This is a genomic window from Paenibacillus sp. JT31N17 (genome assembly GCF_056269255.1).
Window position 1 is genome coordinate 237,653 of sequence record NZ_JBWDNP010000002.1, and the last position, 26,347, is coordinate 263,999.

At 53.8% G+C, this 26,347-nt stretch carries 26 protein-coding genes; 18 read left to right on the plus strand and 8 right to left on the minus strand.

Features of this window, described 5'->3' with window-relative positions:
• Positions 1-80 precede the first annotated feature (80 nt).
• Genes AC0YOB_RS08615 through AC0YOB_RS08630 form a run of 4 tightly spaced genes read left to right on the plus strand, consistent with a single transcriptional unit; the run spans position 81 to position 3,799 of the window.
• On the plus strand, positions 81-833 hold the full coding sequence (locus AC0YOB_RS08615; RefSeq protein WP_475792498.1) for an ABC transporter ATP-binding protein: 753 nt from the start codon (positions 81-83) through the stop codon (positions 831-833).
• The gene (locus AC0YOB_RS08620; RefSeq protein ID WP_475792499.1) at positions 826-1,578 is read left to right on the plus strand and encodes an ABC transporter permease; all 753 of its coding nucleotides are present in this window, start codon (positions 826-828) and stop codon (positions 1,576-1,578) included. Before AC0YOB_RS08615 ends, AC0YOB_RS08620 begins: the two co-directional genes overlap by 8 nt.
• 14 nt (positions 1,579-1,592) lie before the next feature.
• A complete protein-coding gene (locus AC0YOB_RS08625) occupies positions 1,593-3,080 on the plus strand; it encodes a sensor histidine kinase (protein ID WP_475792500.1) in 1,488 nt (495 codons plus the stop codon).
• 20 nt (positions 3,081-3,100) lie between these two features.
• Positions 3,101-3,799 (plus strand): response regulator transcription factor, encoded by a 699-nt coding sequence (locus AC0YOB_RS08630; RefSeq protein WP_475792982.1) that lies wholly within the window; start codon positions 3,101-3,103, stop codon positions 3,797-3,799.
• A 39-nt stretch (positions 3,800-3,838) separates the two neighbouring features.
• Here the strand turns inward: AC0YOB_RS08630 and AC0YOB_RS08635 are convergent, their stop codons facing one another.
• Positions 3,839-4,468 (minus strand): hypothetical protein, encoded by a 630-nt coding sequence (locus AC0YOB_RS08635; RefSeq protein WP_475792501.1) that lies wholly within the window; start codon positions 4,466-4,468, stop codon positions 3,839-3,841.
• A gap of 173 nt (positions 4,469-4,641) precedes the next feature.
• Between AC0YOB_RS08635 and AC0YOB_RS08640 the strand changes: the two genes are divergently transcribed.
• The 4 genes from AC0YOB_RS08640 (at position 4,642) to kduD (ending at position 7,693) form a co-directional block, all read left to right on the plus strand.
• On the plus strand, positions 4,642-5,037 hold the full coding sequence (locus AC0YOB_RS08640) for an acyl-CoA thioesterase (protein ID WP_475792983.1): 396 nt from the start codon (positions 4,642-4,644) through the stop codon (positions 5,035-5,037).
• 269 nt (positions 5,038-5,306) lie between these two features.
• Positions 5,307-6,137, plus strand: a complete 831-nt coding sequence (gene kduI, locus AC0YOB_RS08645; protein WP_475792984.1) for a 5-dehydro-4-deoxy-D-glucuronate isomerase — start codon at positions 5,307-5,309, stop codon at positions 6,135-6,137.
• A 27-nt stretch (positions 6,138-6,164) separates the two neighbouring features.
• Entirely contained in the window at positions 6,165-6,938 is a 774-nt protein-coding gene (locus AC0YOB_RS08650; protein WP_475792502.1) for a DeoR/GlpR family DNA-binding transcription regulator, read from the plus strand.
• Complete coding sequence (gene kduD / locus AC0YOB_RS08655; RefSeq protein ID WP_475792503.1) at positions 6,935-7,693, plus strand: 2-dehydro-3-deoxy-D-gluconate 5-dehydrogenase KduD; 759 nt, start codon at positions 6,935-6,937, stop codon at positions 7,691-7,693. The genes AC0YOB_RS08650 and kduD overlap by 4 nt, the downstream gene beginning before the upstream one ends.
• 182 nt (positions 7,694-7,875) lie before the next feature.
• Here the strand turns inward: kduD and AC0YOB_RS08660 are convergent, their stop codons facing one another.
• Positions 7,876-8,070, minus strand: a complete 195-nt coding sequence (locus AC0YOB_RS08660; protein ID WP_210045552.1) for a DUF2188 domain-containing protein — start codon at positions 8,068-8,070, stop codon at positions 7,876-7,878.
• A 149-nt stretch (positions 8,071-8,219) separates the two neighbouring features.
• Between AC0YOB_RS08660 and fumC the strand changes: the two genes are divergently transcribed.
• The 8 genes from fumC (at position 8,220) to AC0YOB_RS08700 (ending at position 16,860) form a co-directional block, all read left to right on the plus strand.
• Entirely contained in the window at positions 8,220-9,602 is a 1,383-nt protein-coding gene (fumC, locus tag AC0YOB_RS08665; protein ID WP_475792504.1) for a class II fumarate hydratase, read from the plus strand.
• A 424-nt stretch (positions 9,603-10,026) separates the two neighbouring features.
• Complete coding sequence (locus AC0YOB_RS08670) at positions 10,027-11,121, plus strand: VanZ family protein (RefSeq protein WP_475792505.1); 1,095 nt, start codon at positions 10,027-10,029, stop codon at positions 11,119-11,121.
• Positions 11,122-11,157: 36 nt separating this feature from the next.
• The gene (locus AC0YOB_RS08675) at positions 11,158-12,120 is read left to right on the plus strand and encodes an aldolase catalytic domain-containing protein (RefSeq protein ID WP_475792506.1); all 963 of its coding nucleotides are present in this window, start codon (positions 11,158-11,160) and stop codon (positions 12,118-12,120) included.
• 140 nt (positions 12,121-12,260) lie between these two features.
• Complete coding sequence (locus AC0YOB_RS08680; RefSeq protein ID WP_475792507.1) at positions 12,261-12,995, plus strand: FadR/GntR family transcriptional regulator; 735 nt, start codon at positions 12,261-12,263, stop codon at positions 12,993-12,995.
• Between the two features lie 123 nt (positions 12,996-13,118).
• The gene (locus AC0YOB_RS08685) at positions 13,119-13,847 is read left to right on the plus strand and encodes a (Fe-S)-binding protein (RefSeq protein WP_210045556.1); all 729 of its coding nucleotides are present in this window, start codon (positions 13,119-13,121) and stop codon (positions 13,845-13,847) included.
• Positions 13,847-15,478 (plus strand): LutB/LldF family L-lactate oxidation iron-sulfur protein, encoded by a 1,632-nt coding sequence (locus AC0YOB_RS08690; protein ID WP_475792508.1) that lies wholly within the window; start codon positions 13,847-13,849, stop codon positions 15,476-15,478. The genes AC0YOB_RS08685 and AC0YOB_RS08690 overlap by 1 nt, the downstream gene beginning before the upstream one ends.
• Complete coding sequence (locus tag AC0YOB_RS08695) at positions 15,465-16,244, plus strand: LutC/YkgG family protein (protein WP_475792509.1); 780 nt, start codon at positions 15,465-15,467, stop codon at positions 16,242-16,244. Before AC0YOB_RS08690 ends, AC0YOB_RS08695 begins: the two co-directional genes overlap by 14 nt.
• Positions 16,245-16,260: 16 nt before the next feature.
• Positions 16,261-16,860: a hypothetical protein gene (locus AC0YOB_RS08700; protein ID WP_475792510.1), complete on the plus strand. Its 600-nt coding sequence runs from the start codon at positions 16,261-16,263 to the stop codon at positions 16,858-16,860.
• 273 nt (positions 16,861-17,133) lie between these two features.
• Here the strand turns inward: AC0YOB_RS08700 and AC0YOB_RS08705 are convergent, their stop codons facing one another.
• On the minus strand, positions 17,134-20,046 hold the full coding sequence (locus AC0YOB_RS08705; RefSeq protein WP_475792511.1) for an MMPL family transporter: 2,913 nt from the start codon (positions 20,044-20,046) through the stop codon (positions 17,134-17,136).
• 297 nt (positions 20,047-20,343) lie between these two features.
• On the opposite strand from AC0YOB_RS08705, the gene AC0YOB_RS08710 reads away from it, so the two are divergent.
• Positions 20,344-20,922: a TetR/AcrR family transcriptional regulator gene (locus tag AC0YOB_RS08710; RefSeq protein ID WP_475792512.1), complete on the plus strand. Its 579-nt coding sequence runs from the start codon at positions 20,344-20,346 to the stop codon at positions 20,920-20,922.
• 100 nt (positions 20,923-21,022) lie between these two features.
• Here the strand turns inward: AC0YOB_RS08710 and AC0YOB_RS08715 are convergent, their stop codons facing one another.
• A complete protein-coding gene (locus tag AC0YOB_RS08715; protein ID WP_475792513.1) occupies positions 21,023-22,003 on the minus strand; it encodes a ribose-phosphate diphosphokinase in 981 nt (326 codons plus the stop codon).
• A gap of 84 nt (positions 22,004-22,087) precedes the next feature.
• Complete coding sequence (locus AC0YOB_RS08720; RefSeq protein WP_475769096.1) at positions 22,088-22,390, minus strand: hypothetical protein; 303 nt, start codon at positions 22,388-22,390, stop codon at positions 22,088-22,090.
• Positions 22,391-22,696: 306 nt separating this feature from the next.
• Between AC0YOB_RS08720 and AC0YOB_RS08725 the strand changes: the two genes are divergently transcribed.
• Positions 22,697-24,064 (plus strand): VWA domain-containing protein, encoded by a 1,368-nt coding sequence (locus tag AC0YOB_RS08725; protein ID WP_475792514.1) that lies wholly within the window; start codon positions 22,697-22,699, stop codon positions 24,062-24,064.
• On the opposite strand, the gene AC0YOB_RS08730 is transcribed toward AC0YOB_RS08725, so the two are convergent.
• Genes AC0YOB_RS08730 through AC0YOB_RS08740 form a run of 3 tightly spaced genes read right to left on the minus strand, consistent with a single transcriptional unit; the run spans position 24,021 to position 26,346 of the window.
• A complete protein-coding gene (locus AC0YOB_RS08730; protein ID WP_475792515.1) occupies positions 24,021-24,893 on the minus strand; it encodes an ATP-binding cassette domain-containing protein in 873 nt (290 codons plus the stop codon). The genes AC0YOB_RS08725 and AC0YOB_RS08730 overlap by 44 nt on opposite strands.
• A 57-nt stretch (positions 24,894-24,950) precedes the next feature.
• A complete protein-coding gene (locus AC0YOB_RS08735) occupies positions 24,951-25,772 on the minus strand; it encodes a hypothetical protein (RefSeq protein WP_475792516.1) in 822 nt (273 codons plus the stop codon).
• Positions 25,753-26,346 (minus strand): RNA polymerase sigma factor, encoded by a 594-nt coding sequence (locus AC0YOB_RS08740; protein ID WP_475790352.1) that lies wholly within the window; start codon positions 26,344-26,346, stop codon positions 25,753-25,755. The genes AC0YOB_RS08735 and AC0YOB_RS08740 overlap by 20 nt, the downstream gene beginning before the upstream one ends.
• Between the last annotated feature and the right edge of the window lies 1 nt (position 26,347).

Sequence of the window (26,347 nt, forward strand, 5' to 3'; positions counted from 1 at the left end):
ACCGGGCCGGACACAGCAATACCAGCTGAGCGTTGTCCGGCCGATTTTTCGCCAATTTTTCATAAAGGAGTGTGAATAATATGCGAACAGGCGCTTCTCCGGCTATTCTGGAGATCGATGGAGTAACGAAAATATATAAAAACGGCCGCGGCATACGCGATATCAGCTTCAAGCTGAATAAAGGCGACATTTTCGGCTTGTTCGGCCCCAATGGAGCGGGTAAGACGACCCTGCTGAAGATATTGACGGGTCTTTGCGCTGCGGATTCGGGAAGCGTGACGCTGTTTGGCAGCAGAATTACAGACCGGTTCGAGCTGGCGATGACGGGTACGGGCTGCGTAATCGAGACGGCGGACGCTTACGAATATATGAGCGGTCACGCCAATCTGAAGCAGGCGGCAAGGTTCTATAAAGATCTGCCGGCAAAGCGGATTGATGAGGTGCTGGAAATGGTCGGACTTACTCTCTACAAGGGAGAGAAGGTCAGCGGCTACTCGCTTGGCATGAAGCAGCGGCTGTCGCTTGCGGGAGCGCTGCTGTCCTCGCCGGGACTGGTCATTCTGGATGAACCGACGAATGGACTTGACGTGGAGGGCATCATTGATGTTCGCCGCATTATCAGATATCTGTCGGAAAGGGAAGGGACCGCTTTTCTGATCTCCAGCCATATGATGAACGAGATGGAGATGACCGTAAACCGCATCGGCATTATGAATGGCGGCAGGCTTATTCACGAGGGCGAGGCGGATGAGCTGCAGCAGCAGGGCGTCACCATGGAAGAATATTATCTGGCTGCGGTCGCAAAGAGCAAGGAAGGGGAATCTCATGCATAGTCTGACTGCAGGTATAATCAATGAGCTGGAAAAATGGTGGCTGCAGCGCAAAACGAAGTGGTTTCTGCTGTTTCTCGTCCTGATCCCGGTCCTGGCCGCATGGCTGGTCGCCCGCGTTCAAGGGAATGCAGGCATTTCCGCCATTGCAGGCAATGATTTTCCGCTGATCATGCTGGGGATATTGACTACTGTACTGCTGCCGCTTTATTTGTTCATGTGCGCAGCCGATTCCTTCACCTCCGAGACCGCCATGCGGACGTTGAAAATCACACTGGTCCGGCCGATTACCCGGACAAAAGTGTTCACAGCCAAGCTGCTGTCGCTGGCGCTTATTGTCGCGGCTGTGCTTGCCGGCGGCTGGGCGGCTTCCGCATTGTCCGGTCTGTTTCTTCCGGATGGCGGCGGCAGCACATGGGGAATAGCCAGGGGACTGGGCGCTTATTTCACCGCTTTCTTCCCGATGGCGGTAATAGCCATATTCGCGGCACTCGTCGCACAGTGGTTCAAAAGCAGCACAACGGCCATTGTCGTTTGTATCGCGGTTTATGCGGCATTGAAGGTGCTGCCGTTGTTCCTGCCTGAAGCTGCGGTATGGTCCCCCTTCGCCTACACCGACTGGCATGAGCTGTGGCTGCAGCCAAGTGTCCCGGTGCTGAGGCTCATGAATATATTCGTCTTTATCTCGGCGTACAGTATAATAGGATATACCGCCGGATTGTTCAGATTTACCGGCAAATCATTATAACAGGGGCGCTTGGCATGTCTATCCGCAAGAAATTACTGCTGTCTTATATCGCAATGGTCGTTGTGCCGATTATTGTCTTTGCCTTGACGGCTGTCATCCTGGTCACCCTGTTCTTGAACGATGCGCTGGGGATCAAACCGCTCAGCAGAATCATCGGGGATTTTGAGAATGTCAAGGAATTCCGCGAAGCGATGGACCGGAAAACGGAATGGACCTCGGGGCTTGCCTTCTTCGCCCGGCATGAGCCGGATCGTCTCGAAGACGCCGCTTTTCTGGAGAAAACGGAGAAGGAGCTGGACCCTCTTGATATCCGGCTGATTATCGCGGCAGGGGATAAAGTCCGGTATAGTTCACCGGCACTTGAAGACAGCAGCGCTGCCGCCCTGCCCAGGCTTGGGGAGTTTGATTCAAGCGGTGCTGGCGGTTATCATAGCGATACATTCAAATTAGACGGCATTGACTATACGGTTTTAAAATACGCTTTTACGCTTGGCGACGGTAGTCCCGGTGTCATGTATATTTTGGAGGAAGACCGACTTGCCGATCTTGCCCGGTTATTTTTTGTAATCGTGCTGCTGTTCGTGATCCTGATCGTCGGCTTGACCAACGGGCTGCTGACTTATCTGGTATCCCGCGGAATTCTGAGGCCGCTTAATGCGCTGAAGCATGCGGCGGAGCAGATCAAGGAAGGCAATCTGGACAATGAGCTGAAGGTAATCAGAAAAGACGAAATCGGCCAATTAAGCGCCACCTTCGAAGAGATGAGAAAACGGCTGAGAGCGTCGATTCATACGCAGCTGCAGGCTGAGGAGAACCGCAAGGAGCTGCTCTCCAACATCTCTCATGATCTTAAAACACCGATCACGGCCATTTCCGCCTGCGCCGAGGGGATGAGGGACGGCATAGCCGATACGCCGCAGAAGCAGGCCAAATATATTGAAATGATTCATTCCAAGGCGGCGCATCTGGATCGTCTGATCGATGAGCTGTTCCTGTACTCCAAGCTGGATCTGAGACGGCTGCCGTTTCATTTTGAGCAGACCGATATTAATGCTTACCTTCATGCCTTTGCGGATGAGCTTCATATGCATCCGCAGTACCGCGGGATCCGGATTATGTATGACCATACACAGGGCAAGCCGGTAATGGCTGTGGTGGACCGCGAGAAGCTGGGCAGAGTAATTGCCAATATTGCCGATAACAGCTTGAAGCATATGGACAAAGAGGAGAAAGAAATCCGTATTGAGCTGTTTGAGAACAAGCAATTGCGGGAAATTACGGTATCGATAAAGGATAACGGACGAGGCATCGAAGCCGCGGGTCTGCCCCATATTTTTGACCGCTTCTACCGTACGGATCTCTCCCGGAACAACGATACCGGGGGCAGCGGGCTGGGCCTTGCGATTGTGAAGCAGATCGTGGAGGAGCATGGAGGCCGGGTATGGGCGGAAAGCGTCCCGGGAGAGGGCACGACCATTTTGTTCACATTGACAACCCCGTGAGGGGTATAAGGGAGAGCATGATGAAAAGGATCTTGATCATTGAGGATGATTCTGTAATTGCCGAAGTGCAAAAGGATTATTTGGAGGCGAGCGGCTTCACCGTGGATATTGCAGCAACCGGCGATGCGGGCCTGGAGCAGGCGATGAAGGATAGCTTCGACATGATTATTCTGGATCTGATGCTCCCGGGTGTGAATGGGTTCGATATTTGCAAGGCTATTCGCCAGACGACCCATATTCCGATTCTGATGGTATCCGCCAAACGTGAGGAAGTGGATAAAATCAGAGGCTTCGGTCTGGGGGCGGACGATTATATTGTGAAGCCGTTCAGCGTTGGCGAGCTGGTCGCGCGGGTGAAGGCGCATCTGTCCCGCTTTGAGCGGCTGACTGGCAGCACCGGAACAGGGAGCAGTCCCAGGGATCAGATCCGGATCCGCGGCTTGTTCATCGACAAGCTTCCGCGGAAGGTATTTGTAGAGGACCGCGAAGCCCTGCTGACGACCAAAGAATATGATTTGCTGCTTTATTTGGCTACAAACCCGAACAGGGTGTTCACCAAGGAGGAGCTGTTCGAGCGGATCTGGGGACTCGACTCGATGGGGGATCTGCCTACCGTCACTGTTCATATCAGCAAGCTGAGAGAGAAAATCGAGCTGAACCCGTCCAAGCCCCAATATATCGAAACCGTATGGGGGGTAGGGTACCGCTTTAATTTATAAGGCTATCGTACTCTTCTTGCTATAGGGCTCATAAGCGCCTTAATCGGTCCCCACCGTGTCATGGTTAACGGCAATAATACCGTATTTCTGCGGCGAACCGGCGGTAGCGCCGAACCACATCTCGCCATTGCCAACCATGACGCCCTGATCATTGACGAACAGGCTGTCGGTCTTTTGATTGGCCAATGCTTTCTTTACAGATGCAGTCAGAATTGTGTCATATTTATTGATGAAATCCTCTTTGTTTTTGATAATTGTATTTGCTTTGGCCGTATTCAACCGCATGGGAAAAAGCACATAGTCCGCAACCTTCTCTTTATCTCCTCCGGCAACCGCCGATTTGATCTGATCGAAAATGGCCTCGAATGCTTCCGGGTCATCGATCCCTGCAGCAGCGTAAGGGTTATTGGCAGCGGCATTGGAACCGTCTTCCGGCTGATTGGCAGCGGGAGGTTCTGCTGTTGGCTGAGTCTTGTAATGATCATTCTCCGGGGCAGCTGCAGAATCCGGAAGCCCGCTGCCGCTCATGGGGGAGTTGGCACCGGAGCCTATATTGTAATTGGAACCGCAGCCCGGCATCAGGAAGAGGCAGAGGGCGAGGGTGCCGGAAATGGCGGAGGAATGCAGCCATGTGCGGAAGATTTGACGGGAATATGCTGTTCTGGTCATGGATATTCATCCTTTTCTGTAAGCTATAGTTTCTATCTTAACGCAAAATATGTCTGCAAGCATGAAGGGGGAGGACGGCGTTGCTTGGATTTTCTTTGACAAGCCAACTGCTTATGGCTACCATTAGTAATCATTTGACGCCTTTTGAAGGGGCGGTGAAGGAGCCGGATGCTATGCAGGCTATAACGTCTATTATGGTCCGTTCAACCGAAATTGATGTGAATGGACATGTGAATAATGCCAAATATCTGGAATATCTTGAATGGGGCAGAGAAGAATGGTATGAGCAGGCTGGGCTTCATTACGATGTTTTTCTGCAAATGGGCATCCAGACTGTAACGGTGAATATCAATATCAACTACCGGAAGGAATGCAGACAAGGCGACCAGCTGCGAATTTTAACAGTGCCCGAAAGAGCCGGCCGGACCAGCTATGTGTTGAGCCAGCAAATCCTGAACGGGCAGGATGAGCTGTGCGCCGATGCTCTTATCACCTGCGTCACCATGAATGCGGAAACCAGAACAAGCCGGGAGCTTCCGGAAGAGCTTCGCCGTTTATTTCCGGAATGAGGCCTCCAGCCTGATAAGAAGCTTTACAAGCGTGGAAGACCAGGCCGGCGTAAAGCCTGAGAGAGAGAGAGAGCATGATTGAAATCAAAGCTCGGCAATAATAATACGAATGGACCTGCTGGCGCGTGTGGCCGTGGAGGTTTTTTTGTTTTGCCGGACAGGGCTGGCAGCTGATATAAAACACTTTCAAAAAAGCGCTTTCTATACTATAATGCTAATAAACAAACCAAAACGAACATTATAGGAGGAAATAAGTAATGAAAACGGAAATGGATATTCGCCATGCCTCACACCCGGACGATGTTAAAAGGTATGATACGGAAGCGCTGAGGAAGCATTTCCTCATTGAGAACTTATTTGAATCCGGACATATTCATATGACTTATACCCATTATGACCGTTTAGTTATCGGTGGCGCGGTTCCCACGGAGCAGCCGCTAGCGCTTGAAGCCCCGCAAACGCTCAAGACCGAGTATTTCTTTGAGCGCCGCGAAGCGGGCTTCGTTAATCTCGGCGGACCCGCTGTCATCACCGTCGATGGGGAGAAGCATTCCCTGGCCCGGCTGGACGCTCTTTATGTAGGAAAAGGGACGAAAGAAGTCCTGCTTGCAAGCGAGAATGCCGCTGAACCGGCCAAGCTGTATTTCTGCTCCGCCAATGCCCACCATCAGCTGCCTGCAAGCAAAATGGCCATCGACAAGGCCACTCCCAATCATCTGGGTTCACTGGAAACATCGAATGAGCGTACGATCTATCAATTTATTCATGAGGGCGGCCTGCAGAGCTGCCAGCTGATGCTGGGCATTACGATTCTCAAGCCGGGCAGCATCTGGAACACCATGCCTGCGCATCTGCATGACCGGAGAATGGAAGCCTATCTGTATTTTGACCTGAATGCGGATGCCCGTGTGTTCCACATGATGGGGCAGGCGGCAGAGACGCGTCATATTGTGGTTGCCAATGAGCAGGGGGTTATTTCTCCACCCTGGTCGATTCATTCGGGCGCCGGCACCTCGAACTATTCCTTCATCTGGGCGATGACCGGGGAGAATTACACCTTTAAGGATATGGACATTGTGCAGATGAATACATTGAAGTAGGAGCCACTTGGAAGGAGCGTCAAATTCATGCTGGCCGCAACCAGACAACGAAAAATCATAGACGAGCTGCAGCAAAGCGGAGCGGTAAAGGTTGCAGAGCTCAGCGCATCACTGCATGTCACGGAGAAGACGATCCGCGATGATCTGGAGAAGCTTGAAGCCAAAGGGCTGCTCAAGAGAACGCATGGAGGCGCCGTTCCGCTTGAGCCCAGCGAAGAGAACATCTATCCGCTGGTATATCCGAACAACAAGCTGGAGAAGGCCAAGGAAGCCATTGCGGCTGCCGCGCTGAAGCAGATCGAGCCAGGCGGCATCATCGCTCTGGATGGCGGCAGCACGACGCTGGCGATGGCCAGGCGGCTTGAGAACAAGCCGCTCACGGTCGTTACGAACGATGTCATGATTATCCGCGAGCTCGCGCTGCGCGACCAGATCAGGCTTGTCGTTCCTGGGGGATACCGGCAGCATAATCTGCTGCTGCATCCGGAATCGCTGGAGTGGGTGAGCAAGATGAATATTCATAAATTTTTCCTGTCCACGACTGGGATTCATGAGGAATACGGCTTCAGTGTGTTTACGCCGGAGCTGGCGCCGATCAAGCGGATGTTCATCGAGGCTTCCAAGCGGGTGATCTGCGTTGCCGACCACAGCAAATTCGACAAGGGGGCGCTGTTCACCTTCGCCGCCCTGACGGAAGTGGAACGGATTATTACGGATGATGGGTTGGATAGCTCCATAATGGGCAAATATCAGGCTCTGCAGATAAATATTGAGCAGGCAGACAGGAGTGGGGATGAATGAGTACATTATTTGACTTGACCGGCAAATCCGCTATCGTCACCGGCGCATCCCGGGGAATTGGCAAAGCCATTGCACTGGCGCTGGCGGAAGCCGGGGCCGATGTGGCGCTTGTAACCAATCAGACCAATCCGGCCGATATTGTACAGGAAATTGCGGCATTGAACCGGAAATCCGTTGTCATCAAGGCGGATCTGTCGGACGAAAGCAGGCTGCCTGACGTCATAAGCCAAACGTTGGACGCCTTCGGCAAAATCGATATTCTGGTCAACAACTCCGGCATTATCCGGCGCACGCCGGCTGCCGATCATGCGGCTGCCGATTGGCATGATGTCATCAATGTGAATTTGAACGCGGTTTTCTTCCTCAGCCAGCTGGCCGGAAGGGAAATGATCCGGCAGGGTTCGGGAAAGATCATTAACATCGCCTCCATGCTCTCGTTCCAGGGAGGAATCAATGTGCCGGGCTATACAGCCAGCAAGCACGCCGTCGCGGGTGTGACGAAGGCCTTAGCCAATGAATGGGCCTCCAAAGGCGTGCAGGTAAATGCCATTGCCCCTGGCTATATCGCCACGGACAACACGGAGCAGCTGCGCCAGGACCCTGACCGCAGCAGACAGATTCTGGAGCGTATCCCTGCTGGTCGATGGGGCCGCGCCGAGGATCTGAAGGGGCCGGTTGTGCTGCTTGCTTCTGCCGCATCGGACTATATGAACGGCCATGTGATGTGCGTGGACGGCGGCTGGATGAACCGCTGAGTCTCCGGCTTACAGCTTAAGAGGCCGGAGAGCTGCGGGTCTCTCTCCCGCCGGTCAGCCAAAAGGGTGTCCTCCGAAATGCCGGAGGACACCCTTTATCTTTGAGACAGCAGTTAAATTTTCGAAGACATTCATTCGAACAGGAATCGCCCAATAAGCGAAACGGCATGCAGGAGGGGCGGCTAATGTCCTTTTTTCCGCACCTGCTTGTCATGGTCCTCCGCCCACTCCTTCGCCTGCGCGGTGGCGATGGAAATCGCCCGGCCCTCTTCATAACCGTCCTTCAGCAGGGCATTGGCGATCTCGATCGCTTTCTCCCGTACGGGAGCCATGAAGTTTTTCAGGGAATCGGGGTAATCCTCTTTGGTCCAAGGCATAAGGGTTCCTCCTTCCGGTCTAGGGTTGTCTCTTTATTTAGCCCTTTTTGCTCGGCGATAAACAGGCAAGTCCGGCAAAAATCGATTATCGGGCAGCTTTAAGGTAAAATGATTATGGACATGTACAAATTAAAAAGAAGGTGACGAGAATGGAATTCAGAACGGAAAAGGATTCGATGGGCGAGATTCAGGTTCCCGCGGACCGTTTATGGGGAGCGCAAACAGAGCGCAGCCTGAATAATTTCAAGATCGGTACGGAGAAAATGCCCGTTGAGCTGATAAACGCTTTTGCCTATTTGAAGAAAGGAGCCGCGCTCGTAAACAAGGAGCTTGGCAAGCTGGATGCAGCGAAGGCCTTGGCCATATCGGATGCCGCTGACGAAATTATTGCCGGCAAATGGAATGGGGAATTTCCTCTGGCGGTCTGGCAGACCGGCAGCGGCACACAGTCGAACATGAACGTCAATGAGGTGATTGCGCGCCGGGCCGGGCAGCTCCTGGCACAGCAGGATGCCGCTGGCGATGTGAAGATTCATCCTAATGACGATGTGAACCGTTCTCAGAGCTCCAACGACACTTTTCCGACGGCCATGCATCTTGCGGCGCTGATTACGGTGGAAGATACCGTGCTTCCCGCCATTGCCCGGCTCAAGGCAACCCTCCAAGCCAAAAGCGAGGCGTTCGCCGACGTGATCAAAATCGGGCGGACCCATCTGCAGGACGCGACGCCGCTGACGCTTGGCCAGGAAATAAGCGGTTGGGTGCGGATGCTGGAGAAGGGGGAACGCAATGTCAGAACCAGCAGCGAGGAGCTTCGCGAGCTGGCGATTGGCGGAACTGCGGTTGGCACCGGCTTGAATGCGGACCCGCGGTTCGGGGAGCTTGCCGCTCTGGAACTCAGCCGTCTCACCGGCAAGAAATTCAAGAGCGCTCCGAACAAATTCCATGCCCTGACCAGCCATGACGAGCTGGTATTTGTGCATGGCGCATTCAAGGCGCTGGCCGCGGATCTGATGAAGATCGCCAATGACGTGCGCTGGCTCGCAAGCGGTCCCCGCTGCGGAATCGGCGAAATCAGCATTCCCGAGAATGAGCCGGGCAGCTCGATCATGCCGGGTAAAGTCAACCCTACCCAGGCCGAAGCCTTGACCATGGTGGTATGCCAGGTCATGGGCAATGACGCGGCGATCGGCTTTGCCGCCAGCCAGGGCAATTTCGAGCTCAACGTGTTCAAGCCTGTTATTATCCACAACTTCCTGCAGTCCGCACGGCTGCTCGCAGACGCGATCCGTTCCTTCGATGAGCACTGCGCTGTGGGAATCGAGGCCAACCGCGACGCCATCGCCAACAATCTGAACAAATCGCTTATGCTGGTCACAGCCCTTAACCCGCATATCGGTTATGAGAATGCGGCGACCATCGCCAAGTCTGCGCACAAAGATGGGCTTACCCTGCGGGAAGCCGCTGTCCGCAGCGGTCTGATCACCGCCGAGAAGTTTGACGAGGTCGTCCGCGCTGAAGATATGATTTGATCATGAACCGGTTGATTAATGAAGGCAGAGCGCTTCTTTAAGGCTCTGCCTTTTTCGAGATAATTCAGAAAGTAGATTTCTGATCGTTTTGAGGAAGAAGCTAACTTTGCCTCCAGAGTACGGCGTCAGACGGTTCTTCTTATTCTGCAGCTTCAGACAGGATGCTTGCTTTATTGGAACAATGCACGCAGCGGCATGTGCAGGTTTCTTACATTCCTGCAAGCTTCGCGGCTTGATTGTAAGAAGAATCAATTCGCCGGATTTGCGCATCGTAGTATCATAGGTGCATAGCGGATAAAGCCGCTCCGATGCAAGGAGGTGAGCCACCATCCATTTCGCGCTTGACAATTATTTACTGCCTGTTCGATATGCGCTGATCAGCTTCCCTGTACTGGCATTCTTCTTTACACTGCCTTTTCTGATTGTGCAATACAGGAGATACGGCTATATTAATAAAATCCGTCTGGTTGTCCTTTACCTGCTGCTTTTGTACATGCTGACCGCGTTGTACCTGGTTATTTTGCCGCTTCCGGCAAACCGGCATATCTGCTCCGGAGCAGCAGGTCCGGCAGCGTCGTTCGTTCCTTTTCAATTCATCCGGGACATGCTGAGGGAGACGCAGGCTGCAGCCGGGATGCCGCTGACCTATTGGAGGCTGGTTACGGAGCGGGCCTTTTTGGAGGCGGCTTTGAATATTGTGCTGCTTGTTCCATTTGGACTGTTTCTGCGGTATTATTTTCGCCGTCAAGCCGCTGCTGCGCTGATTCTTTCTTTTACGCTGTCGCTTTTTTTCGAGATTACCCAGGTTACGGGCTTATATGGCATCTATGATTGTCCTTACCGTCTATTTGATGTGGATGACTTGATGCTGAATACGGCCGGCGGCATGCTCGGCTACAGCATTGCCCCGTTATTGACAAGATTTCTCCCGGATCTGTCCCGATTGGACGAAAATATCGATTTGGCGGCCAAGCAGGTGGGCTATATCCATCGATGGGTGGCGCTCCAGCTGGACGGGATTGTCTTGCTCCCGTTTCTGCTTGCATCTCTGCACAGCGGGAAGCCTGCGGTCACAATTTTACTTCTGCTTGCTTACTATATAATGATGCCTTTCCTTACAGGAGGACGGACAATTGGCAAATGGATGGTCCGGATACGGCTTCAAGGCAGAGGAGGCAGGCCTAGGCTGAGTGAATTGCTTGTCCGCTACGGTCTGCTGTACGCGCTGCTTGGCGGTATGAATGCGGTTATCATCAGCGGTGCCATAACGGACCGGGGCTGGCTTCCGACGCTTCTGTATATAGGGGCTGCCGTTGTAGTTGATATTGCGCTGGCGATCCATGTCCTGCTGAAAATGTTCAGGGGCGACAAACAGCTTTTTTACGAGAAATGGAGCGGCACCCGCCATGTTATCATGACAAATGGGCGACAGCGTTTCCCGCGAAAAGGAATCCTGACAGCCGGTTATTTTGGACAATTTGGCTTTGCGTTCATGATCATTTTCAAGTATCATGAATAGAAAAGACAAGCTACGCTAAAGGAGCCACATATGTATATGAATGCTAAAACAAATCATTGCAAAATCGTCGACTGTACCATTCGCGACGGCGGACTCGTTAATAACTGGGATTTCAGTGTCGAATTCGTTCAGCATCTGTATAATAGCTTGAATGAAGCGGGCGTTGATTATATGGAAGTTGGCTACAAAAACTCGCCCAAGCTGCTGAAAGGCGCGGAATCTGCGGGACCTTGGCGTTTTCTGGACGACGAATTCCTGCATAAGGTTATTCCTCAGAAGCTGAACACGAAGCTGTCGGCGCTTGTCGATATCGGCCGCGTGGACGAGAACGATATTTTGCCGCGCGAGCAAAGCATGCTTGATTTGATCCGCGTCGCCTGCTACATCCAGGATGTAGAAAAGGCGCTTGAACTGGTGAATGTGTTCCATGAACGCGGCTATGAGACAACGATTAACATTATGGCCCTTTCCAATGTTATGGAGAACCAGCTGCTCGAAGCTTTCGAGCTGATTGAAGCCAGCGTAGTAGACGTGGTTTACGTGGTTGATTCCTACGGCAGCCTGGATCCGAATGATTTCAGTTACCTGATTGAGAAATTTCAAAAGCATGTGCCAAGCAAACGCCTTGGCGTGCATACGCATAACAATATGCAGCTGGCCTTCGCGAACACGCTGATCTCCGCCGAGAAGGGCGTCGAGCTGCTTGACGCATCCGTCTACGGAATGGGCCGCGCGGCGGGCAACTGCCCGACAGAGCTGCTGGTTGCCCACTTGAAAAACGTTAAATACAATGTGCGTCCGGTACTGGATATGATCGAGAAATATATGATCCCGCTTCGCGAGAAGGAAGAGTGGGGTTATATTATTCCTTACATGATTACCGGCATGCTGGATGAGCATCCGCGCTCGGCAATGGCTCTGCGGGATTCGACCGACAAAGACAACGCCGTAGATTTCTACGACAAGCTGACGACGCCGGAAGTTCTGCACAGCAAATAAGCAGATTCCCGACGTCCCGGAAGCAATCAAGACCAGCGAGGGCTGTCCTGTCCGAATAGAGCGTATGTGGCAGCTCTGTTCGACGGGGCAGCCTTTTGCTGTAATGGGCGGTCTATAAATTGATGGACAGGGGGAGTAAAATGTCATTCGCCAAAATATCCACCCGTAAGATCTATGAGCAGATCGCCGATCAATTAAAGCAGTTTATTCTGGAGGGCGGATGGAAGAGCGGAGAGAAGCTCCCTTCCACGAAGGAGCTGTCGGAGCAATTCCAGGTGGGGCGCTCGACGATGCGGGAAGCGCTTAGCGCCCTCAGGGCGATGGGGCTCATTGATATCCGGCAGGGTGAGGGCTGTTACGTACGGACAGTGGAATCGGCCGATATCAAGATGCCAAGCTTTGATTCGCTGCTGCTGAGCAGGGAAGCGATCTTCGAGCTGATGGAGGCCCGTATTGCCCTGGAAGCGGCCAATGCGTCAATTGCCGCTAACCGCCGGACGGATGAGGATCTCGCCGCATTCCGGCAGCTGCTGCAATCGATGCAGGAGCATCTGGGCGACGAAGCATCAGGGGAAGCCGCCGATATCGAATTTCACCGGCTGCTGGCCAAAGCAACGCATAATTCGATTATGATGCGGCTGCTGGATACGATATCCTCGCAGATGGAAGCGGCCATCCGTGAAGCGCGGCGGATTCAGATCTATGGCAGCAGACAGGTCTCCGTTCAGCTCTGGGAGGAGCACGAGGCCATCTACAAGGCCATGGAGGATCGCGATCCGGCAGGAGCGGAGAAAGGGATGCGCACGCATCTTACCCATGTCGAGCGGGTGCTTCGCGCCTATCTGGGAGAAGATCCGGCAGATGATCAAGGATGAAGGCAATTGGGAAGCTCAAAGAGGTTAACGGGCTTAATAATTTTTCCTTTATTTTTATCCACATGTCTGATAAGCTGATATTAGAAAATAAAACGCATACAACGAGAGGGGACTCGTCTTCAGATGAAAGTATCCTTATTCATAACCTGTCTTGCCGACACGCTATACCCGGAAGTGGGGGAAAGCGTCGTTCGTGTGCTCAGCGATTACGGCTGCGAGGTTGATTTTCCCGAAGCCCAGCTGTGCTGCGGCCAGCCGGCCTTCAACAGCGGTTATCAGGACGAAGCGCGCGAGGTCGCGCGAGGCTTGATCCGGGCATTCGAGCACAGCGACTACGTGGTTTCGCCGTCCGGCTCCTGCACGGGAATGGTGCATCATTATTATCCGTACCTGTTCGAGAACGAACCGGAGTGGAAGGCGAAGGCGGCTGCTCTCGTGGAGAAGACCTATGAATTCTCGCAGTTCCTTGTCAGCGTGCTGGGCGTAACCGATGTCGGCGCTTCATTCCCGCATACGGTCACTTACCACCCGTCCTGTCATGCCATGCGATTGCTCGGCGTAAGCGAGGAACCGCTTCAGCTTATCGGCGCCGTTAAGGATATCGCCTTCACGGAGCTTCCGCGCAAGCAGGATTGCTGCGGGTTCGGCGGTACCTTCGCGGTCAAGATGGCCGACATGTCGGAGGCGATGGTGTGCGATAAAGCCGCCTGCGTATCCCAGACCGGCGCAGAGGTGCTGGTGGGTACGGATATGGGCTGCCTGATGAACATCGGAGGCCGGCTGAACAAGGAAGGCAAGCCTGTGCGGGTCATGCATCTGGCGCAGCTGCTGGACGAAGGGAGACGCGCATAATGAGTCGGACAACGGATCAATTGACTGAGGATCGGGAGAAGCCGCAATCACCTACCACCCCCGGCAAGGGGCATCATGAGCATGTGCTGTCGCCAATCGGGTCCGAGCTGAAGACGCGGACACGCGCAGCGCTCAAGGATGATTTTTTGCGCAAAGCCGTGGCTTTCACAACCGATAAGCTTCGCAACGGACGGCTGGGCGCCGCTGATGTATTAGGAGATTGGGAAGCATGGAGGGAACGCGGACGCGCTATCCGCGAGCATACGATTTCGCACCTGGATTATTATCTGGGCCAGTTCTCCGACAATGTCGTGAAGAACGGCGGCAACGTGTATTTCTGCAAGACCGGCGATGAGGCTGTCAGCACCTTCATGGATATTGCCAAGAGCCGTAATGCCAAGCTCGTTGCCAAAGGGAAATCGATGGTATCGGAAGAAATGCATTTGAATCACGCTCTTGAGGATGAAGGCATCGAAGCGATTGAGACGGATCTTGGCGAATATATATTGCAGCTGGCGAAGGAAACGCCTTCCCATCTGATTATTCCCGCCATTCATAAGAACAAGCAGCAGATTGCCAATCTGTTCGAGGCGGATTCCGGACGTCCCTTCGAGCCGGAAACGAAGATTTTGGCCCAATATGCCAAGAAGAAGCTGCGCAATTATTTCCTCGAGGCGGATATTGGCCTGACAGGCTGCAACTTCGGTGTAGCGGAGACAGGCTCGATCTCACTTGTTTCCAATGAGGGGAACGGACGGATGGTTACGACAATCCCGAAGGTGCATGTCGTGGTGATGGGGATGGAGCGTCTGGTGCCGAACTTCGAGGATCTCGAGGTGGTGCTCAATCTGCTGGCGCGTAGTGCGACCGGGCAGAAGCTGACCGCATATACGTCGATTCTGACAGGCAAGAAAGGACCGCATGATCTGGACGGTCCTGAGGAGCTGCATGTTATTATTCTGGACAACGGCCGCTCGGGCCAGCTGGGCGATCCCATCTTCCAGGATGTGCTGAACTGCATCCGCTGCGCAGCCTGCCTGAATGTATGCCCGGTCTACCGCAACGTCGGCGGACATACGTACGGGTCCGTTTACAGCGGCCCGATCGGCGCCGTTCTGACGCCGCTCCTGCAGCAGGATATGAAGGAAGCGGGAACTCTCGCCTATGCATCAAGCCTTTGCGGCGCTTGTTACGAAGCATGCCCGGTGAAGATTCCACTGCATGACATGCTGGTGCACCTCCGTCACCGCAAGGTGAAGATGAAGCTGACCGGACTGCCGGAGCGGGTGGCCTTCAAAGCATACGAAACGATGTTCGGCAATGTCACGCTTTTCAAGCTGGCGACCAAAGCCGGCTATTATCTACAGAAGCCGCTTGTCCGCAATGGCTTCATCAAGAGCGGGCCGCCGCCGTTGTCTGGCTGGACCCAGTCACGCTTCATGCCGATGCTGCCCAAGCAGAAATTCCGCGACAAATGGGCCGCGCTGCAGGCTGAGCTTGCCGCCAAAGCCAAGGCTGACTCGCAAAGCGGCAAAGCGCCGGTGAAGGCGGATGCTGCCGGAGCCCAAGCAAGAGCTGAAGCGATTCAGCAGAAAAACCGCAAAGGAGGCGGTAGCCATGGCGCCAACTAATGGTATAATGCATGGTAAAGAAGAGTTTATGAAGCGGATCGCCAATAATCTCGGGCGCAAGAGCCCGATGAGTACGCCGCCTGCGAAGCCGATCCGCGGCGTGCCCGATCACTATCGGGCAGTCGAGCTGACGGGGGAAGAGCGCCTGGATGCTTTTATCGCCAACTGGACGGCGCTGAGCGGCAAGGTTCTGCTCGTAGACGAAGCGGATGCGCCGCATACCATCGGCCAGTATTTGCTGCAGGTTTGCCAGGATCATGATATTACCCGCGCCGTGCGCTGGAATCATGACGGCCTGAATGCCCTTGGACTGGATGAGACGCTGCGCGGAGGGGGCATTGAATCCCTGATCTGGCGCGAAGGCGGTGAAGCTGATGTGAAGCCGCGCGACCTGCCGACCGGGCCCGACGGCAACTGGGCAAAACGCAGCGGGCTGCTGCAGGCAGCCGAACAAAGCCGCCTCGGGATTGTCTGGCCGGACAGCGTGATCGCCAATACCGGCACGCTCGCCTTGTTCAGCGAAGGCGGCAAAGGCCGTTCGGTCAGCCTGCTGACAGAGGTACTGTTCGCGGTCTTCCGGGCAGACCAGATTGTGACCCGCATGGGAGACACGTTCCAGCTCTTCCGTGCGCTTCATCCGGATGCGGCGGCGATGCCATCTTCCCTGAATCTGATCACGGGACCAAGCCGGAGCGCCGATATCGAGAACGATTTGACCATTGGCATACACGGGCCGGGCAGCGTGTACGCGATTATCATTCAATAAAGAGGAGCGATTATTTATGTCCAATCATGAACAATTGAAGCGCATTACCGATCGTATTCAGTCGCGTCAGGAGCCGCAAAAGCTTTCCCCCGCATCGGTGTGGGACCCGGCGCTGAGCGCTGAGATCGAGAGCCTGAATTTCACCACCCCGACGGCCCATGCGGCCGTGGACAAGGCGATGATTGCGCTGAAGGCGGGCCTTCATTTGTGCAATGACAGTTTGGACGAGTCGCATTCCTATTCGCAGGAAATAGAAGATGACAGTACGGGCAGCTACTGGCATGGCATCATGCACCGGATGGAAGGCGATTATTCGAATGCCAACTATTGGTTTCACCGCGCAGGGGCACATTTGTCGCAGGCGAATATACAGGTCAGGGTAAGCGATTATTTGCGGACCGACGTTGATCTGGAGAAGCTGCCGCAAGGAGCCGTGCGTGAGGCATTGCTGGCAATCAGGGACGCGCAGATCTGGCGGGCACAGGTGCTGACCGATGCCATCGCAGCCCAGGAGCGCGGCAGGGAGCAGGAAGAGACGCGAGCGGTGCTGGAAATGATCCAGCGGATTGAACTCTCGGAGCTGCTTGCTTTCACTGTGACAGCTGCAACCAAATAATAACCTCTTCACCTTAACCAGACGCAAAAGCCTTGGCTCATCCCTCATAAAGGGTTGGAGCCAAGGCTTTTTTAAATATCAGAAAATACATTAGATCTCTTACCCTTATCTGATACTTTTGAGGAAGAAACTAACTTTGCAGCCATAGAACGGCGAAGTTAGCTTCTTCTTAAATTTGAAATAAATCCGCTTTAGTCTGCTGCTTTTTCTGAGGGAAGAAAGCTTCTGCGCCCGCAGAGGGTCGGCGACAGCCGGTTCTTCATTCCTGCAGGATTATTCCGTGCGAACGCTGTGCGCTTTGGCTGCGTCACCGGATACGGCCGGTGCGGATTCGCGGCGCCGTCTATTGAACGGCCACCAGTTGGCTTCGCCGACGAGATTGGCCAGAGCGGGCACCACAAGTCCCATGAAGACCGTGGAATAAAGCACCAGACCGATCACGATGCCTGCCCCGATCTGCAGCAGCGTATTCACGCCGGAGAGCATCAGCGCGGCGAAGGTGCCGCCCATAATGACCGCTGCGGAAATAATGACGCCCCCGGTCGTGGACATGGCCCGGGACACCGCGTAAGCTATTCCGCCAGGGCGGTATTCTTCCTTGAAGCGCGCCATCAGGAAGATGCTGTAATCGACCCCGAGCGCAACGATGATGAGGAAGATAAAGAACGAAGCGCTCCAGGACAGGCCCGTCTGCCCAAGCAGCCGGACAAAGATGAATTCAACGATGCCCATCGTGACGAAATAGTTGAAGCCCAGCGAAAGCAGCACATAAAGCGGTGCAAGGAAGGAGCGGAGCAGAATCATCAGCAGGATGAAAATACCGAGCAGGACAAGCGTTCCTGTACGCGTGAAATCATTTTGCGAAATGCCCTTCAGCTCCTCGATCTGCGCAGAGGTGCCGCTTACCCGTATTTGCGGGTCGGCGATGGCGCTCTTAGCCAGACTCTGCCGCATGGTATCACGCAGACTGTCCACGGTAACAAGCGCTTCCTCCGAGTAAGGATTAACCGATAGGATCACGTCCACCTTTGTCGTCCTGCCGTCTTCGGACATGTAATAATCGAGCGACTGCTGAAGCTCGGGACTGTCCAGCGCTTCCTTGGGCAAATTCCAGCCGGGAATCTGGCTGCCGCTGATCATCGTCTGGGCATCCTTGACCTGCGTCAATCCCGCTGAGATGTCGGAAAGTCCCTTGGCGCCGTCATTTAGACCGGTTGTCAGCTCGCTTAAACCGCCCTTCAGCCTGGCGGCGCCATCGGCCGCCTGCGATTGTCCCTCTGCCAGCTGCCCAAGTCCGCCGGAGACGCCTGCGACACCGGGATTCAATTGGCTGAAGCCCTGCTGGATGGCTGAGGCTCCCTTGGTCAAATCCTTCAAGCCTCCGCTCAATCCCTGCTGCTTGCCGAGCAGCGCCTTCACATTGGCATCCTCTGCAAGCTCGGGATGCGCTTTAAGCAGCTTTTGAAGATCCCCGCTCATGGAATCGGCAAGCTTGGCGCTCTGCGATAACCCTCCAGCCATCTGATCGGAGCCCTTGGCTGTATCCCTCAAGCCGCCATAGATTTGGTCCAACCCTTCCTTGGCTTTGGTTGTCTGGGCCGCCATCGTGCGAAGTCCGCTCGCCAGCTTGCCGATATCGCCCTGGCCGTTTGTAATGGAGCCGCTTGCGCTCGTTAAGCCATCCGCAATCTTATCGACCCCGTTCTTCATATCATCCAGTGCTTCTGCAGCCTGGGTCAGCTGATTGGGTACGGTTAAGTCGGCGAGCTGCTCGCCGAGCGGCCGGATGGCGCTTCGCACCTCTTGAACACCCTCCAGCTGAGATAGGCCGGCACTCGCGGTTTCAATCGCAGCCAGCGCTTCCGGCGTCCGCATGGAGCCGGAAGAGGTAAGCACGATCGATACCGGGAATACCTCTCCGGAGCCGAATGCGTGCTCAACCTGGCGGAAGCCCTGCACCGAGCTGTGGCTGGGGTCGATTTCGGCGATATCGTCGAAGGAGCGTTTGCCCTCGAACAACAGCGTAACCGGCGCAAGCACAATAACTGTGACGAGCAGTACGGCTACCGGCCTCCGCGCGGCAAGGGATGCCATTGCAGTCCATAGCCTGGATTCGCCATGCCCCTGACCGCTCTTTACTTTCGATGGCCAGAACGTGGCGCTGCCGAAGATCATCAGCAGTGCGGGGGTCAAAGTGAGGCCCGCGATCAGTGTCACGGCTACCCCGATGGATACGCCCACTGCGGACTGATACAGCCCGAACTGGGCGAAGCCGATCAGGAAGAAGGCGACGAATACCGTACTGGCGGAGAAAGCCACCGTCCTGCCAACGGTCTTCATGGTGCGCACAAGCGCTTCGACTTTATCCCCGTCGTGGCTGAGCTCCTCGCGGAACCGCTGAATGAGAAGGATGCAATAATCCGTTCCGGCACCAAAAAGCACAGCAATAAGGAAGGATTCTGTGAAAGAGGAGACAGGCATTCCGTAATCGGTTGCCAGTGCCACCAGGCCGCGTGTGATCACAAGGGACATGCCGATGGTCAGCAGCGGAATGAATGGGGTCACGGGCGAGCGGAAGACGATGAACAGGATAATGAGCACCAGTCCTACGGTAAGAAGCTCCGTCTTCTTCAAGCCTTCCTCCGAGCTTTTCTGAAAGTCCTTGGCGATAGGAGCGCTGCCTGTGAGAGAAACCTGGCTTCCGGCAGGCGAGCCCTGCACTTTCCCGTTCAGCTTGTCTACGGCTTCCTGAGTGATGGTATCGTTCTCGACCCGGTCGAAGCCGACAATAAACATCTCTGTGGTTCCGTCTTTGCTGCGGAATTTAGTGGCGAGCTCAGGGGTATCGTAAGCCGACTGAACCGACTTGAACCCTTCCTTCCCGCTTAATTCGCGAAGCTCGGCGGCTTTCTTCTCGATCCAGGCCTGGTCGTCCTTGGTCAGGCCCGTTTCCCGTGAATAAACGACAATGGCACTGGACTTCGTCGTAGATTCCGGAGCAATCTGTTCCAGCATTTGTTTGGCCACTACCGATTCGGAATCCGCCGGTATGAATTTCTGTTCGGTCTTGCGCACGATCGACTGCAGGTCTGGCAGTCCGAGCATAGCGGCCACCGTTATGACCAGCCAAGCGATCAATACGATCCACTTCGCACGGGCCAGACTGCGGACAAAGCGTTCTGTCATTTTAGTTCCTCCCCATCTGTCTCACATTCAGTCTTATTCACTGATTCACTATCCATATGAATAGTTATAGCTGGTATTAAAAATAAAATCAATAATATTGTACTTACGGTCATAATTTTATTTCGTGAAATTTCTTTGAAAATAATAGGGTTTGTCTTTATTATTCATAATAGATTTTAGGAAAAAGGACGGATAAATGAACCGTTGGTCATAAATGTTTACGCTGTCAGGGCAAGTATGGTAAACTAAGGCTAGCATGTTGCTATCCAGAACACGAAGCGAGGAGAACCAGCTGACATGAATCGGGAACTAAAAAAGGAACAAACGCGAATACGGATACAGGATGCTGCATATTCGCTGTTTTCCGAGCAGGGCTACGAACATACGACCATAGAACAGGTTGCCAGGCTCGCAGGTGTCGCCAAGGGTACGTTCTTCAATTATTTTGCCTCCAAGGAGGATCTTATACATGAGCTGCAGGGTGTATTCGTCATGACGGAAATCGCGAAGCTGAAAGCGAAGCCAGGTCCGCTTATACCGCGCCTGAGAATGCTGATCTTTCAGATGGTCCAGCAATTCCCCCTTAATAAATCGTTGACGAGGGCGATGTTTCAAGCGGATTTGGCGGGAGGAGCCGCGCTGGTCAAGCACAACTGCATGGTGGAGGAGATGCTTGAGGTCATTGTTCCTACGATTGTTCTCGGTCAGGAAAGCGGGGAGCTGCGCCAGGATATGCCTGCCGCAATGATGGGGCAGCTTGCGCTGCAGACGTATTTTGGAACACTGGTCATGTGGTCCATGTCCGATGACGATGAGCCGATTGACGAGCAGATGGCGCTCACCTTCGATTTGTTTTTCAAGGGAATTGCAGGATAATTTCCTCCGACAGCAAAAGCCCCGCCGGTTTAGTGATTCATGCCGGCGGGGCCTTTGCTGCAAATAGAGGCTTGCATCTTATTTTTCTTCCTGGTGCTTATTATTCAAAGGATGAGGGAATGACGGTAAGGGGAACCTTTTCAAACAACGGACTGACCGATTCGCTCCGGTGAATACGGCCAATGGCTTCGCCAAACAGAGGCGCGACGGAGACAATTTTGATTTTGCTGGAGCAAGCTAGATTCGGATTCTCAACCGAGTCCGTTCCGATAACAAATTCGATCGGGCTTTCTTCCAGCTTGCGGACAGCCGCCTCGGTGAAGGCAAGATGGGAAAGGCAGGCGACGATGCGGGTGGCTCCCTTGATTTTCAGCCATTTGGCGAGCTCAATTAAAGTGCCTCCCGACAAGGAGAAGTCGTCCACGATCAAAGCGGTCTTGCCTTGAACATCCCCGATAATCTCCATCATTTCGGCTGCTTCGTTATGATCATGTCTCGTCTTGTCGCCGATTGCGATCGAAGTGCCAAGATTATTGGCAAATTTCCTGGCCTGCTTGGCAAAGCCGGCATCGGGAGAGACAACGACCATATCCTGCAGCTTCATCTGCTTTACAGCTTCGCACAGAACCGGCAGGGCAAACAGATGATCCACCGGCTTTTTGAAAAAGCCCTGAATCTGGTGGCTGTGCAGATCCATGGCCACCACCCGGTCGGCCCCCGCAAGCTCTATGGATTCCGCGCATACTCTTGCTCTTATCGAGACCCTCGGCTCATCCTTCTTGTCGCCTTTGGCATAGCTGAAATAGGGCATGATCACCGTCACGGAATTGGCGCTGGCGCGTTTGAACGCATCGATCCAGAACAAAATTTCCACAAATTCGTCATTGGGCTTTACACCGATGGATTGCACCAGATAGACATCCTTATCCCTGACGGTTTCACCAATTCGGACAAACGTGTTGCCGTCGGAGAAGGTCAGCGCTTCGGAATGGCCAAGCTCCACCCCCATATAGCGGCACATTTTTTGGGCAAAGGCTTGTCCTGAACTGCCGGCAAATATTTTTATTTCATTGTGATTCATAAGATTCCTCCGGGGTTTTAGGATATGAATGAGAAGACTGTCGATGATGTAAGGGGAAAATCAGTTCAGGCGGCGGCGCTGCTGTCAAAAACCGGGAAGTACGCCGTCACCGCGAATGGCCGCCGCATGATGCTTCGTATTGGGATGAAGATATCCGACGGCCTCGAAGGCCCGCCCTCCCAGGGTGACGCCGCTTAAATCCACACGAATATCCTCACTCTGCTCAAATTCGCGCAGTAGAGAGGTTTGGGTTATGCCATCGAGATCAATATACCACAGCCGGAATCCGGCTTCCGTGACAATAACAAGCTGTGCGGAGGTAAATACGAGTCTGGTTGATGCGCCATTGCGCGCAATAGTAAGTTCCGCCAGCATATAAGTCTCCAAGATGCTGCCTCCTTAAACCCTTATGATTCTTTTAGATGGCCTTTACCTTTTCTTTCAGAAGAAAACGCAGGCCACATACTTGGCCTTTACCTTTTCTTCTTATACTACAGGATAAATGTCGAAAAAAATACGTTTGTTTCGATATTTATACGCTCATTCCATAAATCATGGACTTAAAATTTTCACACTCCTGCTATCTTTGCAACAATTCCCAATCTGGAAACGTCGATTAGTTCAAAGCCATCCATAAATATACAAAGGTTGGTTTTCGAGGAAGTTCATCCAGTTGACAAGGGGGAAGTTGGGATGCTGAAGAAAACAGAGAATGCAGCTTTATCCGCAATGAGATTGCTGGGGATATTGGGCCTCTTCATTGGCGTATTGGTGCTCGGCGCCGCCTGTTCGTCCAATGAAAGCGATAGGAGCCGGAATGACAGTACGAACACAGCTTCATCAGCTGATCATTCGCAGGAGGGGAAGGAGTCTGCAGACGGTGATGCGGCAACGAACAGCATGTCCGAGCCGGCGGCGGGCGACCGCGCTGTGAGTTCCTCTGAAGAGCATTCAGACAGCAGCAGGCCGTTTGAAGAACCGGATCGGCGTCAAACACCTGAGCCCCAGGCGGGCATGCTGACCGCGGGCGAATGGAATGATCTTGACCGCTGGAGCGAGTGGGAGGAGCTTCTGGACACCTCTGAGGGCGCGGATAACCGCAGATACTGGTCTTTTTTTCAATTTGAACGATTGCAGGTAAAGGTAACCGGCGATGGCCGTCCGGTCCCGGATGCGGAAGTCGCCGTGATAGGCCATAACGGGCAATCCGTCTGGGAAGCCCGGACCGATGCGAACGGCACAACGTCCGTATTTGCCGATTTATTCGAGCAGCAGGGAAACCGGGCCAATTATCTGGTTGAAGTGAAGGCAGGGGGCCAAACGAAGCGTTTTGAAAATGTGGATATTCCCCGGAGCCGGAACAGCGCCCTTGAGATCAAGCTGGATCAGGGTGTGCCGGTCTCGAATGCGCTTGATCTGATGCTGGTTGTGGATACAACCGGTTCAATGGGCGATGAGCTGAATTATTTGAAAACCGAGCTGAAGGACGTCGTTCAGCAGGTCGAGGACGATAACGGGCAGCAGCTCGGAATAAGGGTCAGCACGAACTTTTACCGTGATGAAGGCGACGATTATGTCGTAAAGCCCTACCCGTTCACCGAGGATGTCGAGAAGGCCGTAAAGCAAATTTCGGAGCAGCGGGCAAATGGCGGCGGGGATTTTCCGGAAGCGGTGGACCAGGCGCTGGACAGCGCCATTAATGACCATGAGTGGAGCGAAGAGGCGCGGGCAAGGCTGCTGTTTCTAGTACTGGATGCGCCTCCTCATCACGACAGTTCCATTGTGAAGCGAATGCAGAAATTGGCGCAGGAGGCGGCAAGCCAAGGCATCCGGATCATACCCATTGCCTCCAGCGGCGTTGACGTGAACACGGAATATTTGATGCGTTTCATGGCCGTATCCACAGGAGGGACGTATATTTTTCTTACAGACCACAGCGGAATCGGGGGCGATCATCTGGAGCCGGCAGTGGGGGAGTATGAAGTCAAAGCGCTGAATAATCTGTTGGTGGACGTGATTAACCGATATTGTGAATCGGGTCAAAACAGCGGCAGCGAATGAAATAAGCATCCTCGATTGTAGTCGTTTGCCTCATGAAATGAGCAGCTGGAGGTGCATCGCCGATACAACGGACCGTGTAAACCTGTTCCTCTGTACTCACCTGGAGAATGACGTCAGGATCAAGCTTGCTGTATGCGTTATGATCAAGCTGCCCCTCCCAGACCGATAAGGGCAGGCCGCTGTGCCAGTCCCCGATTGAGCCGTAATAGCGGATCCGCCCGTTATCCAGCCAGATCACCTGGTCTGCCCAAGCCTCCCATTCATTAAGCTCATGCGTGGAGACGATAATCGTCTGGTTGCGGGCATGCGAGGCCATAAAACGGATGAACCGCAGCCTTTCCAGAGAATCAAGCGCATTGAGCGGCTCATCCAGAAAAATATAGGCAGGTGACCCAATCCACGCTTGTGCAAGTGCAATCCGCTGCCGGATGCCTTGTGCAAGCGTTTTGATTTTGCGGGTCTTATAGGGCGCGATATGAAAAGCATTCATCAAATAATCCAGATGACGCTCGTCCGCGCCTCCCTTGAGCTCTGCCAGATAATGCAGCAGCCTGGCGGCTTTCATCTCCTCGTAAAGCTCAATCCCGGTAGGCACAAATCCGATCATGGACCTTATAACGGGCAAATCCCGTTCAGCGGTCAGCCCGTCGTAGCGGATTTCACCGGCAGCAGGGAACTGGGCGGTAGCCAGCAGCTTCAGCAAAGAGGATTTCCCTGCGCCGTTGCGGCCGACCAGCAGCGTAATGCCAGGCTTAACGGCCAATCTGGGAATCCGCAGCTGGAAATCCGCACCGGCCGCGCGCCAGATGACTTGTTGGAGCTCCAGCATCTTGATTCCTCCTTTGATAAAGTAGAGTTCTCTGAGCAAATGAGCAGCTTCCGGCCGTCAATTCGGGAGCAGCCTCGTGCCGAAGCTGCGGCGATATGCAAGCACCAGCAGCAGCAGACCGGCAGCAAGCACAATCGCATGAAGGGCAACAAAGTGGTGGCTGAGCGTCTGATCGATTATGGGCATTGCACGCTGCTGGGCGCCATTCCATCCTGCCCAGAGGATAAACGAGCATGCGAATGCGGCCTTGAATCCTTTCCACATCAGCACATAAGCGGCTGCACCGCTGAGCAGCAGAAGAAGCGACAGCCATTGCAGCATGAAGGGCAGCATCGGAAAAGATGCTACATGAACATTCATGTAGATGGATCCGGCAATTCCAAAAATCAGATTGAGGCCGATGACAATCATCGTTCTTACCACAAGCAGCAGTGCCGGCGGATAAGGCGTGATGCTCTCGATCATCCGCATTTCCTTATTCCAGGAACGGAAGCTGTAGGCAAGAGAAGCCAGCAGAAGTGCGGGAAGGGCCAGTGTAAACATGCTTCCGGTCTTTTCCAGAGAGACATCATCGTGTGTGGGCAGAAGCCACAGCAGCATCACGAATACGACGAAGCTTGAGCCCCAGTAAACGCGGGAGTAGGAAGACAGCTGGGAACGCAGCAGCCGCAGCAGAGACGGTCGTTTGACAATGGGTTTCCCGCTGTGCGAGAAACGGGTATTCTCATAAGACTCCCGCAATTCATTGAAGGCGGGCTGCAGAGTCCGGATGAGCATGGCTGTATCATGGGACGAAATCGTGTTCGTCATGATTTGGGAAAGCGGCATCCGCATTTCTTCTTCCATCTGCTTTAATTCATCATCTTTTGGTGCGTTCATACCGTTGGCCTCCTTCATCGCTTTCTTCCCTGCCGGTCCGCCCTTGACCCAGCCGGGCCTTTAATTTCCGTAATCCGCTGTACAAATGAGTTTTGACTGAACCGAGCGGCAGACTGACAATATCGGCGATATCCTGCAGCTTCAAGTCCTGATAGAAACGCAGGGTGATAATCTCACGCTGCACCTCCGGGAGCGTCTGAAGCGAATGAAGCACTTCTTTTCTGGTCTCCTGGCGCTCCGCCAGTTCCACCACGGAAGGACTTGAATCACGCTGCTCGGGAGGATCGGCAAAGGGAAATTGATCGGTTTTGAATTGGGAGCTTTTCCAGTAATCGCGGCACATATTGAGAGCTACCCGGTAGAGCCAGGCCTGGACATTGTCCGGCGGTTTTTTAAGCTGAAGCTGCTTGATCAGCTTGAGAAAGGTTTCCTGTGCAAAGTCTTCCGCACGTTCCGCGTCACGAAGCTGCCGCTGCAAAAAACCGGATAACGGAGCATGATACCGATGCACAAGCGCTTCGAAGCTTGCCTGATTGCCAGTCAACATGCCCTGAAGCAATTCCTCATCCGTCATG

Coding starts and splice junctions, on each gene's coding strand:
- AC0YOB_RS08685 (WP_210045556.1), top strand. CDS start 13,119: ATGAAAGTATCCTTATTCATAACCTGTCTTGCCGACACGCTATACCCG.
- AC0YOB_RS08740 (WP_475790352.1), bottom strand. CDS start 26,346: ATGACGGATGAGGAATTGCTTCAGGGCATGTTGACTGGCAATCAGGCA.
- AC0YOB_RS08615 (WP_475792498.1), top strand. CDS start 81: ATGCGAACAGGCGCTTCTCCGGCTATTCTGGAGATCGATGGAGTAACG.
- AC0YOB_RS08635 (WP_475792501.1), bottom strand. CDS start 4,468: ATGACCAGAACAGCATATTCCCGTCAAATCTTCCGCACATGGCTGCAT.
- AC0YOB_RS08725 (WP_475792514.1), top strand. CDS start 22,697: ATGCTGAAGAAAACAGAGAATGCAGCTTTATCCGCAATGAGATTGCTG.
- AC0YOB_RS08620 (WP_475792499.1), top strand. CDS start 826: ATGCATAGTCTGACTGCAGGTATAATCAATGAGCTGGAAAAATGGTGG.
- kduD (WP_475792503.1), top strand. CDS start 6,935: ATGAGTACATTATTTGACTTGACCGGCAAATCCGCTATCGTCACCGGC.
- AC0YOB_RS08730 (WP_475792515.1), bottom strand. CDS start 24,893: ATGCTGGAGCTCCAACAAGTCATCTGGCGCGCGGCCGGTGCGGATTTC.
- AC0YOB_RS08640 (WP_475792983.1), top strand. CDS start 4,642: ATGCAGGCTATAACGTCTATTATGGTCCGTTCAACCGAAATTGATGTG.
- AC0YOB_RS08695 (WP_475792509.1), top strand. CDS start 15,465: ATGGCGCCAACTAATGGTATAATGCATGGTAAAGAAGAGTTTATGAAG.
- AC0YOB_RS08680 (WP_475792507.1), top strand. CDS start 12,261: ATGTCATTCGCCAAAATATCCACCCGTAAGATCTATGAGCAGATCGCC.
- AC0YOB_RS08675 (WP_475792506.1), top strand. CDS start 11,158: ATGAATGCTAAAACAAATCATTGCAAAATCGTCGACTGTACCATTCGC.
- AC0YOB_RS08650 (WP_475792502.1), top strand. CDS start 6,165: ATGCTGGCCGCAACCAGACAACGAAAAATCATAGACGAGCTGCAGCAA.
- kduI (WP_475792984.1), top strand. CDS start 5,307: ATGGATATTCGCCATGCCTCACACCCGGACGATGTTAAAAGGTATGAT.
- AC0YOB_RS08710 (WP_475792512.1), top strand. CDS start 20,344: ATGAATCGGGAACTAAAAAAGGAACAAACGCGAATACGGATACAGGAT.
- AC0YOB_RS08630 (WP_475792982.1), top strand. CDS start 3,101: ATGAAAAGGATCTTGATCATTGAGGATGATTCTGTAATTGCCGAAGTG.
- AC0YOB_RS08715 (WP_475792513.1), bottom strand. CDS start 22,003: ATGAATCACAATGAAATAAAAATATTTGCCGGCAGTTCAGGACAAGCC.
- AC0YOB_RS08700 (WP_475792510.1), top strand. CDS start 16,261: ATGTCCAATCATGAACAATTGAAGCGCATTACCGATCGTATTCAGTCG.
- AC0YOB_RS08690 (WP_475792508.1), top strand. CDS start 13,847: ATGAGTCGGACAACGGATCAATTGACTGAGGATCGGGAGAAGCCGCAA.
- AC0YOB_RS08625 (WP_475792500.1), top strand. CDS start 1,593: ATGTCTATCCGCAAGAAATTACTGCTGTCTTATATCGCAATGGTCGTT.
- AC0YOB_RS08660 (WP_210045552.1), bottom strand. CDS start 8,070: ATGCCTTGGACCAAAGAGGATTACCCCGATTCCCTGAAAAACTTCATG.
- fumC (WP_475792504.1), top strand. CDS start 8,220: ATGGAATTCAGAACGGAAAAGGATTCGATGGGCGAGATTCAGGTTCCC.
- AC0YOB_RS08705 (WP_475792511.1), bottom strand. CDS start 20,046: ATGACAGAACGCTTTGTCCGCAGTCTGGCCCGTGCGAAGTGGATCGTA.
- AC0YOB_RS08735 (WP_475792516.1), bottom strand. CDS start 25,772: ATGAACGCACCAAAAGATGATGAATTAAAGCAGATGGAAGAAGAAATG.